This window comes from Pedobacter sp. WC2423 (assembly GCF_040822065.1).
Taxonomy (GTDB): domain Bacteria; phylum Bacteroidota; class Bacteroidia; order Sphingobacteriales; family Sphingobacteriaceae; genus Pedobacter.
In genome coordinates this window covers 732,875-745,338 of the sequence record NZ_CP162005.1, presented here as the reverse complement: position 1 = coordinate 745,338, position 12,464 = coordinate 732,875, and the positions used below count along the sequence as shown (strand labels likewise).

General features: G+C 35.3%; 13 protein-coding genes. 5 read left to right on the top strand and 8 right to left on the bottom strand.

The features are described from left to right. From AB3G38_RS02605 to AB3G38_RS02585, 5 genes are all read left to right on the top strand, one after another. The gene (locus tag AB3G38_RS02605; RefSeq protein WP_367866946.1) at positions 1-816 is read left to right on the top strand and encodes a DUF6597 domain-containing transcriptional factor; all 816 of its coding nucleotides are present in this window, start codon (positions 1-3) and stop codon (positions 814-816) included. 74 nt (positions 817-890) lie between these two features. Beyond that, the gene (locus AB3G38_RS02600; protein WP_367866945.1) at positions 891-1,898 is read left to right on the top strand and encodes a nitrilase family protein; all 1,008 of its coding nucleotides are present in this window, start codon (positions 891-893) and stop codon (positions 1,896-1,898) included. 73 nt (positions 1,899-1,971) lie between these two features. Next, the gene (locus AB3G38_RS02595; RefSeq protein ID WP_367866944.1) at positions 1,972-2,748 is read left to right on the top strand and encodes a PIG-L deacetylase family protein; all 777 of its coding nucleotides are present in this window, start codon (positions 1,972-1,974) and stop codon (positions 2,746-2,748) included. A gap of 9 nt (positions 2,749-2,757) precedes the next feature. Further along, positions 2,758-4,521: a carbamoyltransferase gene (locus AB3G38_RS02590; RefSeq protein ID WP_367866943.1), complete on the top strand. Its 1,764-nt coding sequence runs from the start codon at positions 2,758-2,760 to the stop codon at positions 4,519-4,521. Positions 4,522-5,354: 833 nt separating this feature from the next. Further along, positions 5,355-5,876, top strand: a complete 522-nt coding sequence (locus tag AB3G38_RS02585; RefSeq protein ID WP_367866942.1) for a hypothetical protein — start codon at positions 5,355-5,357, stop codon at positions 5,874-5,876. A gap of 507 nt (positions 5,877-6,383) precedes the next feature. Here the strand turns inward: AB3G38_RS02585 and AB3G38_RS02580 are convergent. The 8 genes from AB3G38_RS02580 to AB3G38_RS02545 form a co-directional block, all read right to left on the bottom strand. Next, positions 6,384-7,517, bottom strand: coding sequence for a hypothetical protein (locus AB3G38_RS02580; RefSeq protein WP_367866941.1), 1,134 nt, complete (start codon positions 7,515-7,517; stop codon positions 6,384-6,386). Between the two features lie 4 nt (positions 7,518-7,521). Then, positions 7,522-7,944, bottom strand: coding sequence for a hypothetical protein (locus AB3G38_RS02575; RefSeq protein WP_367866940.1), 423 nt, complete (start codon positions 7,942-7,944; stop codon positions 7,522-7,524). A gap of 559 nt (positions 7,945-8,503) precedes the next feature. Next, positions 8,504-8,845, bottom strand: coding sequence for an immunity 22 family protein (locus tag AB3G38_RS02570; protein WP_367866939.1), 342 nt, complete (start codon positions 8,843-8,845; stop codon positions 8,504-8,506). 175 nt (positions 8,846-9,020) lie between these two features. After that, complete coding sequence (locus AB3G38_RS02565; RefSeq protein WP_367866938.1) at positions 9,021-9,845, bottom strand: hypothetical protein; 825 nt, start codon at positions 9,843-9,845, stop codon at positions 9,021-9,023. Between the two features lie 4 nt (positions 9,846-9,849). Beyond that, positions 9,850-10,569 carry a tetratricopeptide repeat protein gene (locus AB3G38_RS02560; RefSeq protein WP_367866937.1) on the bottom strand — a complete coding sequence of 240 codons (720 nt, stop codon included), beginning with the start codon at positions 10,567-10,569 and terminating at the stop codon, positions 9,850-9,852. Between the two features lie 25 nt (positions 10,570-10,594). Then, entirely contained in the window at positions 10,595-11,419 is an 825-nt protein-coding gene (locus tag AB3G38_RS02555) for a tetratricopeptide repeat protein (protein WP_367866936.1), read from the bottom strand. A 16-nt stretch (positions 11,420-11,435) separates the two neighbouring features. Beyond that, positions 11,436-12,122 carry a hypothetical protein gene (locus AB3G38_RS02550; protein ID WP_367866935.1) on the bottom strand — a complete coding sequence of 229 codons (687 nt, stop codon included), beginning with the start codon at positions 12,120-12,122 and terminating at the stop codon, positions 11,436-11,438. A 2-nt stretch (positions 12,123-12,124) separates the two neighbouring features. Beyond that, positions 12,125-12,457, bottom strand: a complete 333-nt coding sequence (locus AB3G38_RS02545; protein ID WP_367866934.1) for a DUF4280 domain-containing protein — start codon at positions 12,455-12,457, stop codon at positions 12,125-12,127. Between the last annotated feature and the right edge of the window lie 7 nt (positions 12,458-12,464).

Sequence of the window (12,464 nt, the reverse complement as noted above, 5' to 3'; positions counted from 1 at the left end):
ATGCAGTTTTATCCTACAAAGCAATTATCATCATTAATAAAACATTACTTATTTGTGGAGAGCAATACAAAAGGAGTCAAGAAATTCCGGCTATTCTCTGATGGTAATACTGGAATTGTCTTTTCGTTCAAAAACAGGTTAATAACCAATTCTGGAAAAACTGGTATAACTGATTCCTTACCTTCCTCATTTGCTTATGGCCAAATTAGCGGATTTAAGAATATCTTTTGTGTGGATGAAACTTGTTTACTGATAGTGGTCTTCAAACCTTATGCATTGAGCAACTTGCTAAATATACCTGCGAATGAATTGGTTGAACAGACTATCAGTCTCACTGATTTATTTGGAAATATCGGCACTGAGGTGACTGAAAGGTTATTTGTTTGCCAGAATCTGGCTGAAAGAATTCAAATATTGGAATCATTTTTCATTAAGATCATTGCAAATATCAATAATCCAGCTTTGCCAATGATAACAGCATCTGTAAATTTCATTCAGCAAAACAATGGATTAATCAACCAGGAGCAATTAATTAGGTATACGGGCTGCGAGCAGAAACAAATTGAAAGAAAGTTCATTGAAACAATTGGAATCACTCCAAAAAAATATTGTGATATCGTCAAGTTTACCATCTACTTAAAAAGTCTTCGAGACACACATCATCTCAAATTAAAAGATAGTGCTTATGATGCCGGGTATTATGATCAGGCTCACGTAGCCAGGTATTTCAAAAGAATAACTGGGATAACACCAACTCAATATTCATTAAAATTTGATGCACTGGCCCTAAATCTTTTAGAATTTCCAAAAATTTAAATTATTTTTTTTTATATGTCGAATTCTTACAACCCGTTTTCATGTATGAAGTATACATTTGTTTTTAATAGGATATGAAAAATATAAAAATAGCTACTGCTCAGTTTGAGAATAAAAGTGGAGACAAAGATTATAATTTGTCTGTCATCGCTGCTTTAGCTGACAAAGCATCTAAAGCAGGCGCAGATGTGATTTCATTTTACGAATGTTCTATTACTGGATACACTTTTGCACGCAATTTATCAGAAGGGCAACTGCTGGAGATTGCAGAATTCATTCCTGCAGGAGATAGTATTCTTAAACTTCAGGGAATTGCTGATCAGCACAACATTGTTATTCTTGCTGGATTATTCGAAAAAGATGAGCAAAACAACATTTATAAAGCTTATGTATGTGTGGACAGGAATGGATTAGTAGCGAAATACAGAAAACTGCATCCTTTCATTAATCCCTACATAAAACCAGGTAATGATTATTGTGTATTTGATCTTTTTGGCTGGAAATGCGGAATTCTTATTTGCTATGATAACAATGTTATTGAGAATGTGAGGGCGACAAAATTACTGGGTGCTGAAATCATCTTTATGCCTCATGTTACAATGTGCACTCCTTCTACCCGTCCTGGTGCCGGATTTGTATCTCCGGATTTATGGTTCAACAGAGAAAATGATCCGAATTCGCTTCTTGCTGAGTTTAATGGATTAAAGGGAAGAGCCTGGTTAATGAAATGGCTTCCTGCCAGAGCTTACGATAATGCCATTTATGCTGTTTTCTCGAACCCGATTGGTATGGACGATGACCAGCTTAAAAACGGTTGTTCTATGATCATAGATCCTTTTGGTGATATCATTGCTGAATGTAAGGTGCTTGGAAACGATTTTGTCATAGCCGAGTTAACGGAGGAAAAATTAACCCAAGCTGGCGGCCACAGATATATTAAGGCGCGCAGACCTGAGCTATATGCCGATATTCTGGGACAAAGCCATAAATCCAGTCAAAGTGTTATCTGGCTGGAATCCGGTAAAACAGAAGATCTATCTTACGCTGAAATTAATGAACCTAAACATCTAACAATAGAATAATTATGGGTCATTTGTCCAATTAACAGGTAAGCTAAAATTGTAAATTACTTTCAAAAACAAGAGATAATTTACAATGAATACTCCCCTTAATAACACTTCTTTCTTTCTTGATTTACGTAATAAAACGTTAGTATCTGATTACAATAAATTCATTTTAAATCGTCTGGCTATCGTTGTTTCCCCCCATCACGATGATGAATCGATCGGTATGGCTGGTACGATAGCGAGGCTAATTGATTATGGCTTCAATGTTTATATCCTCTACGTAACGTCCGAAAAATTAGATTTAAAAAGCGGGACAAATCCTTTGAATCGTAAAGCTGAGACTATTGCTGCTGTATCTGTTTTAGGTGTAAATACAATTGATAATATCTCTTTTTTGGATTTTGAAGATGGAAATCTCAAAGAGTTTTCTTTAAACTACTCTAAATCCGTGGAGATCCTTAAATCTAAAATTCATTCAATTGAATTTAAAAATGGAGTTATTGACCAAAATGGCAATAACCTGAATCAAGGTAATACATTGGTATTAACTACTTCAAGATATGATGCTCACCGCGATCATGAGGAAACATTTAATATGATCAAGAATGCACTTAGAAAAAGGATCATTCTTGAATTCCCAACTGTCAATCATATGGCATCCTGCTACGTACCTAATTGTATCATTGACATATCTGATTTCTTCTTTTTAAAGGAAAAAGCATTGAAAAATTATACCGGAGAAATAAAAAAAAACAGAATTCTTTGGGACGACATCTTCGCGCTTGACGAGCTGACTGGAAAAAAAATAAATGTGGATTATGCAGAAAGTTGCTTTATCAGCTGGTATGGACTATTAACCAATTAATAATTTCAAATGATAACATTGGGCATATATAATTTAGGTGTAGATCCTTCTGCAGCTATCATACAAAATGGTAATGCAATAGCTTATGTAGAAGAAGAACGTTTAATACGTTATAAACATGCCAGTAACCTTTTTCCGATTAACGCAATTGCTCAGGTTTTTAAACAGACAAAATTAGATTGGGATCAGATTGATAATATAGCCATCCCCTGGCAATGCGCAAAGTATGATGATGGTACAATGGAGAAACACTATGATTCCATAAATACCAGATATGATATTAACCATAAAAATGATATCGCTTATGAAAAGGCAAAACTAGCTGAGTATAAGAGTGAAAATCAAAAATCAATTATTTTAAAGCAATTAAGAAGAGTTTATGGTAATATTCAATTTCCTGAAATATTATTCGTAAATCATCATCTAGCTCATGCATGCACTACTTTTTTCACCTCTGGTATTTCTGAATCTATCGTTTTAACACTTGATGGTTCTGGGGAAGAAGTGACAATTTCTATTTGGGAGGGTAAAAACAATAGGCTTGAATTGCTTAAAGAGGTAAAAACTCCGGTTTCATTGGGCTGGTTTTACTCTGCAATCACCGAATATCTTGGATTTACAGCTTATGGTGATGAATGGCAGGTAATGGGTCTTTCTGCATATGGAAAAAAAAGCGCTATTTATAAAAAAGCCAAAATGAGATTAGATGCTGTAATCTGGTACGATCAAACAGGTGGTGTTGATTGCAACCCTCATTATATTTCACTTGGCAATAAAACTTTTTCAAATTTTTGCTCAGATTCATTCGCCACTTTGATGGGAAGATCGCCGAGAGCTTCAGATGCCGAAATCACCCAATGGCACAAAGATATTGCACTGGCAGCTCAGAACCATCTTGAAGAAATTATACTTGAGGTTTCCAAATATTGGGCTATTAAAACCGGCAACCACAATTTGTGTTTAGCCGGTGGAGTTGCTATGAATGTTAAAATGAATGGTGCACTATTTGAATCTGATTGGATTCAAAAAATGTACGTCTACCCCATTGCTTCGGACTCTGGAACATCAATCGGCGCTGGAATGGCGCTTTATTATAATCTCGAAGGTAATTTGCAAAATCAGCCATTAGGTCATGTATACTTAGGAAACAAATATTCTGATAGAGAGATTGAAGTGATATTAATGAGATGTCAGTTGAAATTTTTTAAGCCTGAAAACTTAGAAGGATATGTCGCTCAGCAAATTGCAGACAATAAGGTGATCGGATGGTTCCAGCTTGGTATGGAAGGTGGCCAGCGAGCATTGGGTGCGCGCTCTATATTGGCCAATCCATTAAACATTGAGTCTAAAAATACAGTCAACCGGATTATTAAGCAAAGGCAGATCTGGCGACCTTTTTGTCCTTCAATGTTACAAGATGATGTTTCAAAATACTTTGTTTTAGGAGAAAAGATTAAAAAAAATCTGAAAAACGGAGCATTCAGTTTTATGACAATGACTTTAACTGCAAATGATTTGGCTAAGCGAGAAATTCCGGCAGTAATTCATGAGGATGGCACTTCAAGGATTCAGATTGTAAGTGAGCATCCTAATGAGCGTTATTACAAATTGTTAACTGAATTAAAAGAACTCACTGGTACTGGTACCGTATTAAATACATCATTTAATGTAAAAGGAGATCCTATTGTATGCAGTCCAGTTGATGCTATCCGGACATTTTATGCAACCGGTATTGATCTCCTGGTTATAGGCAATTGTATTCTTCTAAAATAAAATTTCAACTTTTTGTTTATCACCACCGTTTTCCTGATCCTAAATGAATCAGGAAAACTACTATTGGTAGGTGGTGAACAGAAATCTGGTGCTTTGTTTATGAATGACCACTAAACTTAAATAATTCCAGGATGAAATATTAAAAATAATACTCTTAAAAGCTATAAAACACCATTAACTAGCAATCTAAACGTACAATTCGATTTAGTCTACTGTAAGAAATTGATTTTACACGAGAGGTAAATTGAAAAGGAAATTTGTACAACTTTTAGTGCTAAAAAAAATAAAAAAATAATTCTGTCAGTCAATATATAAAAAATCGATTTAACATTTTTCTCATTAAATCACTGACTAATAATTACTTGTCGATGAAAAAAAAAGTATTTATAATTGACCCGAAATATTTATTTACCCCTAAAAATAATGATGAAAAATATAAACAATACAACTGCTAATTGGACAACATGGTTGCTAATACTTTCAATTGCAGTTCGTAAAAATTACAGCCAAAACACTAAAGGTTACATTATATGCATGCTAGTTATTCCATTCTTTGTAGATGGCTTTTTGCCAAAGGTTTTAATGCTTACATAAGCAACATCATTTATGAAATTGAATCCAAAAAGTAATTTATTCACAAAATTAATTTAAATACACTCCTTTTAGGATAATTATTCATCTCATTAGGAACTACAGTAATAAATTACAAACAAAAATATTAACCAATAAATTTAATCAACAACTTCATGTTATTGTAATAGACTTTTATTGTCATTTATTTTAAATGTATCAACTTAAATCTATTTATAATTTGATAAAAATAATCCTGAATAATGGCGCTAATAGCAATGCCCTGGCCACCAATAAAACCCGTATATGAAGAAATATACCAGCAAACCCCTATCCTAACCTTATCATTAATTGCGATAATCAATTTAGCACTGGCATTAGGTGCTTATCAACTTATAATCGATGTTAAAAAACTGAATAAAGTAGATGAAATCTTCTCTCTTGAAAAGCTGTTAGTTGATGACATTATTACTTATTTACTTATCATCATGCGAGCAAACAGATCAAAATCAATAAATTTTGATGTTGAGAAATTTGCCAGCAAACACAGGAGAAAACGTTATGTTTTAAATGGAAAATGCAAACCAGAAATAAATTGCAGTATTAAGATAACACCAGCAGTTTGCATTGCTGTAGCAAATATCCTTATGAGAAAAGAGATTAGAATTGATTTAAATGATGCTTTAAAATTGGAAGAGATTATAATTTTTTCTGAGACCGGGTTTAATTACTCAATATCAATTGATGTGATCAAATCACTTTATTTACCAGTAATACGTGATTGAAAGCATTGTTCTTCTGTATTGAGTTTCAGGGAACAGTTATAGGTTAGTTAATAAGGAGCCGATGTATGTGGATGCAACATCGGCTTTATTCGATCTAGAACTCAAACTTTATTCCTCGATTATCAATAAGTAATTTGGCCTTACATTTATTAATTAATTCATCCTGTGGATAGTCAATACTATCTTTAGGTGGATATTCCGCTACATAGTACGCCACGATTCCGCTTCAAAGTGGTTCTTCGTCACTTTTGGTGAAATCATAAAAGATAAATCACCGTTGATGGATCCCTGTCTATAAAATAGTTTTTTGTAGCACCGAATTGTAAAGATGTATACTGGCTGAATCCTTCATCAAAAGTGATTAAGAGCCACTTTCGCTGAAATACACACTCCCTGACTTTACCGTCAAAAAATAGCTTAAACTGCAATCTGCATGAAAATCATCGCTCGTGAGAAATAATTCAAAACGACCAGTGCCGATTGCGTATTTTTAGACTCTATCATCTGTCAGTTGAGGTTGATCAGTTTATAATTGAACTGAAATACTGTGTTAATTGTCTGACCTTTAGACTTGGTATCGAAAAGCTCGGAGTTTTTAAACGGAAATCCCATCCTGAACTGCACAGTCGGGATAATGGCGAACTCAATATATGGCGTCCAAGTGTAGATATGTTTGGCTCCTTCTTCTGCAAACAAATAATCCTGTCCCAAAAACTTAGACCGTTCATAAGATACGCCGAACAAAATGGAAGGAATGAACCTAGTGTTCTTGTAAAAATCTTTTTTCTTAAGTGCTTCCGTTCCGATCAGCTGTACAACCCTCTTTGACACACCAAAAGAAAATCCATCGTAGCGGTTGAGTATTTGTGTGGAATCAGCAGCTTTGCGTTTATTAAAATAATTATATCCTGCACTAAGGTTTAACCAGCCATTATTAAAGCTGTAAGAAGCCGTTAGGAATAAGTTGTTGCCTTTAAAGCCATGGTAGTTCAGGCTGTCAAAAGTTGATGTGGGACTGTTACTGCCTAGCACGCTGAAGAACTGCGCATTGTAACCGCCCTGAACCTTAAACACGTGCTTGAGCCTAGCGAGATCGAATTCTTCGATTAGTTCATCGAGTTTTTTCCGGTAAACGCTCTGGTAATAAATGGTATAATCGGCTGTCGATTCGGCGGCCCCCCTGGGTCGTAAAACCGGAAGTAATTTATCATCATCAAGCTTGGCCTTAAGTTTTGTGTAAAGCCCCCTTACCCGAGCGCTTTCCAACGCCGAGCCGTCGTAGCCAAGACTGAGCCCCGAGGTTAGGCCGGTACTGCTATTCGCCGCACTTATCCGTAAGTTGGATATACCCCAGTCTGTATACCAGTTGCTGATCAGCTTTAAAGGCGAAAATCCGATTTTTTGAACCTGATCTTTCTCGGAAAAAGAAAGGTTGGCGTTGAACAGGTCGAAACCCAAAGGATCGACTTCCTTAAATATCTGGTTTTGGGATAAGGTGTTGCCGGTCACGTCTGAAATAAACGGAGTTTCCTTGCCTTTGACTTTCGCTTCATCTCGTAATTGCTTCACAACGGCTGGGCTGACCTGAGCGAACACATCGCTGGCCATTATAAACAGGAAGATCATTAAAATATATTTCATAGCTTCAAAAGTTTAACGAGATATCCTTTTTTTCGTCGATCCAGTCCTTGCCTTTCTCAATTACCTTACTTCCTTCGGCAGGGGCAATCCTAATAAATTTCTTTGTTTCCTTGTTGCCAAGAAATATCGCTACGGAAGACAACTTAGTGATACCGTTTACGATCCAGAACAGCTGTAGTGGCAACTCGGGACTGAACGAACCAAGTTCGAATGTTATCTCATGGTTGTTCGACGATAAATTGCTCGCCTTGACTATCCACGGACTGGTCGGATCGAACCGGTATTGCAGGGTTGACAATAAGCAGATCTCATATTTGGGAAATACGATAGCTATGAGATACGTTTGGAAGTTAAGATCGAATTCGTCAGCGAGCGCGTTGATCTTTTTTGCCGTCAAATTGTCCGGCAATATTTTGTAGTGATCCATGATTGGGAATTTAATCTACCCTAAGCTACTAAATATCAATTGCTTATAATAATAGTTTGAGGAAATTTTATCCTATCACCATATTATGGGACAAACTGGTTCTTCGTCACTTTTGGCGAAGAATCATTAATGCGTATGTAATAAAACGGTTTTGATACTTCGAAAGCACTTTTAAAGCTAAAGATTTAAGTTGATTTTACCCCATTGGGGTTTTCACCAAAAGTGACGAAGAACCACTTTAGTACGGAACACTGGTGTACTTTCTTCGGAATATTTATTTAGGCAAAGAATTGATTTGCATTAGCATTAATTCATTATTATCGGCAATGAATTCGGGTAACACCAAATTTCTACGAATGGCCAAGCATGTTAATATTTCTACAGGAAAAATAAAGTAGCTCGAGTCTGAGAATTCAGAACCATATACTCATTATCATACTCATCGGTAGCCACATCCTCATCTACACCCAATATCTTAAAAACACCTCTAGTCGGTTTATACTTTGATTCGACTAACAACAGATATAATTCTGTAGATCCTATCTTACAATAAGTCAAATCAACGGTAATCATAAACCCCTATTAAAGTAATTTTTTGAGGTTTATTTTTACAGTTAAAATTATATAATAAAATCACACTATTATAACCTGATAAATCCTCGTTTATTAAATGCAAAAAAGATTCTGAATACGAAAATTGCACCAAATCATCCTTAATAACTTCCTTACCAATATAAAGCACTTCTTGAAATTGATTATCTATGTAATCAACTTTTAGATCATCCATTAAATCTGAATAGATATCACCATCCTCCGTAAAATTCTCCTTAACAAATGAGGAAAGGTGTTCTTCAGATAAAACAAATCCACCAAATATTGACACTTTGTTTTCTTCTTCCATAAAATTAAATTACTATAAACTATCAATTTAATCAAAAAATCCTGGTGGCAGAGAGCTCCTGCCTCCTTCCAAACTTCTATCAGACCAGTCAATTAGTTTTTGCTTAAATTCAGTATAATTTTTTTTATTCTCAGAGAACTAGTCTTAGTATTATACTTTATGATTATTTAATATACTATATCAGAAAGCTCCTGTTTTTTGGTCTGAAAATATTATCCAGGCCATCCTGAGTAAATTCATAATCAATTTCTTCAATAATTTGTTCCTCTTTTCCTGATATTTTTAGCCTAAATACTGCAGAATGAATATATCCCGTATTCAGATCATATGCAATTTTTATTTCCGACTGAATCTGAAAATTTCTTGAATAATGGTAAGGTTTGGCCCTGCTTTGGAAATTCTTATCGGCTATTACCTTAGTCAGCATTTCTTCGTCCAAGGAAATTACACCTAGAATATAAATGATATCTCCTTTAGTACCGCCTGCCTGATAATCAATTCTCAGGGGTAAGTTTAAAGGTGTATGCACCCAGTCCATGCCTCTTAGAATAGTGTCCTCCTTTAGATCTGTATAGTAAACATAAAGAAGAAACGGGACGTATGCACCATTAGACGCCAATTCATATTCCAATCCTAAAGGAGTATGGAAATACAACCGTTCAAAGGTCATCAGTACGGATAAATTCTCAGCATTCCTATATTTTTCCTTATACTTACTCCATTGAATTTTAAGGTTTTCTCTGTTTTTAATTAAAAATAAATTCCCGTCAGGGTGATATATGAGTTTTACGGGAGAAAAAACCAATGGGTCTTTTGAGGTATTATTCGTGTAGAATTCATTTCTAAAAACAAGTTCGAGACCTTTTTCAGTAGATTCTAAAAAGAAACTAAACTTACCATTACCGATTGTATTAACCAGAGTCTTGGTTTTGTATACAGTATTTTTTTTATAAGCAAATTGATATTTAACAGGGTCTATAGTTTTGAGCGTGATTTCCATGTTGTTAGAGGCTATCTAATAAGTCTTGATATTCATCTACTTTTTCCAGGTTATGCAATTTACCATATATCCTGATCAGGGCTTGGTAGCAAACTTTTTTTACAGTATCATTTGTGTTTTGAGCGAGTATTTTTTCGAAATTTCGGCAGGCCTCTAATTCTTTGCCATTAATTTCCTGATTAACGGCAAGAGTCACTGTTTTTAATATTTCCTCATCTTTAAGCGGGTTACTGGCCTTAGCATTGAGCAAGATTGCCATTTGATCGAAATCTGCTTTCGCCTGATCCTTCTGGCCTATTGCTTGAAAAATAGCTCCTCTTTTTTCGTAAGCATCTATATTTGAGGGGTCTAGTTCAATTACTTTATTTAGTAGCCCGATTTGGTATGCTCCGCTAAACTGATCAAAATAAGCGGGATCGTATTCTGTTAATATGTCAATTAATTTATACTCATATAGGTGCAAATTTGCTAAAAATTGATCTTCACACAGAGATTGGCCGGACTTAATTTTTTTGATTACGGATACCAGAGTTTCCTCAACACCTGCTTCTGTATCCATGAATTCTTCGTAATTCGTCAACATATACTCTGCCAAATTTCTATAGGAAAAATATTCTGTTGGATAATTTTTAATCAATTTGCTATACAAAACATAAACTTCTTCAATATCATCATTGTTCAATGCCTCTTCTAAATCTCTGTTTAGTTGTTCTCTATTTTCCATATGTTGATTTTATGCTTCAATCTGATTACAGATAAACTAGTCCTTTGTCTGCTTCAGCAATCGAATTCAGAACATGCTCTTCGGATTCTTTCTTGTTACCGCCTTGATTCATATAGGATTCAAATATTTTTATATATTCTTTCTTCTTTTCTTCGTTGCCTAGTAAATGATATAATTTAAAAATGTTTGTTTCTTCGTTAATGAAAAAGCCAGGAAAGAGTTTAGTGTGTAAGGATGAAAATTCTATTTGTTTCTTTAAACATTGGATACAATCCTCATATTTCCTTAATTTATATAATGCGACAGAAAGCAAACGGAAAGTGAGCAAACAAAATTTTGAAAGTTCTCTTGTCTTCTTTTTTGTCAGTTTATCTAAATCTACAATGTTCTTTTCTAACAAATAGGTAGCATGTTTCGCTACTTTTTCAGGGACATTAAAGAACTCGATATATCCATCTTGGTACTCACCTAAACGTTTTGGAAAAAAATAATTCGAATACAATTGAACTAAGAGAAAGCGGGCATTGTCAAAATTTGGATCAATCTCTAAACATTTTAGGTAGCAGCCTTCTGCTGCTTCAAACTTTTCTTCCGCTTCATTAATTAAGCCAAGTAGTTCTATAGCTTCTTTATAATTGGCCTGTATGGTTATTGCTTTATCTGCATATAGCCTGGCAGCTTCGGTGTTTTCGGCTTCAAGATAGGTGCTTGCTAATAAATAAGTATAAACTACATTATCAGTCACTGCATTGACAATCTGGTGAAGATCTTCTAATGCACCAGCATAATTCCGCATATCACGGTAGGCACGAGCCTCTAATAACAAAACTTCTATTTCTTCTTTTTTCATTACCCAATAAAGTGTGTTAACCTAATTTTGAATTGCCCGGGGGGAAAGTTAAATGTTTACCAAAGTAAGCTGCAATATAGCCAGTTTCTTCCATTTTTGCCGTTAGAGCATCGTAAGGTCCATGAAAGAATCCCTGTTCCAATCTACCGAGACTTAGCTGAATACTAATATAGCCGCCTGTATATCTTTCGGGAACGGTATTTCTTATGGTAATCCCATATTTAAAGGTATTATCTCCATTGCAGTCAGCTGGATAGTTATGCCATATATTCCAGCCAAAGCCCCAAGTCCTTTTTTGGTATCTACCCGGCTGTTTCATAATAATCTGGTATACGTTCCATTTTCTTATCAGTGCTGTTTCAGCTGCAATAAGAGCTGCAAGTTCTTTAGCCCAATCCTTTACTTTCTTTTCAGCCTTTTCTTCTACTACTGTTGCAGCATCCCAAACGGCAACGGCTGTAGCTGCGACCCAATTGGCTGCAGCCACCATTTCTCCCCCTACCCAGGTGCAGAAAGCACAAATTGCATCCCAATTATCAATAATTAGTACCACTGCCGCCAGTATTGTTGCGACGACCAGCACGACTGCTACAACAATCACAACGATGTCAATGATCCACCCTATTGGATTCCATGACATTGATAATCCTGTCGCTGCTGCTGTTCCTTCAAATGCCCACGCTGTGGCTAATGCTGCTGCCATAATTAAATTTGTCCGGAGTTAATACTTGAAATAATGCCTCCTAAAGGGCAAATACACTTAGAAACTTCATAAAGGGGCTTCATTCCTGAAATACTGACTTTTGGAACCGTATTTATCCAGTTAAGGGGTTGTCCACTTAAGTTTAGGTTTAGCCTGCATATCCCAGCTATGGCACATAATGTGAAATGAGTGATATTAACTCCCGCTATGTTGTCTTTATCAGTAGCGAAAACGCCATCTCGGTTTTTGATTTTTGAGTTGCTTGTTACGTTGAGTGGCGAAGAAATTAACCCTTTGTCACACTGTAATATCGCATTGTTCTTTAAATATTGCATGATGTAT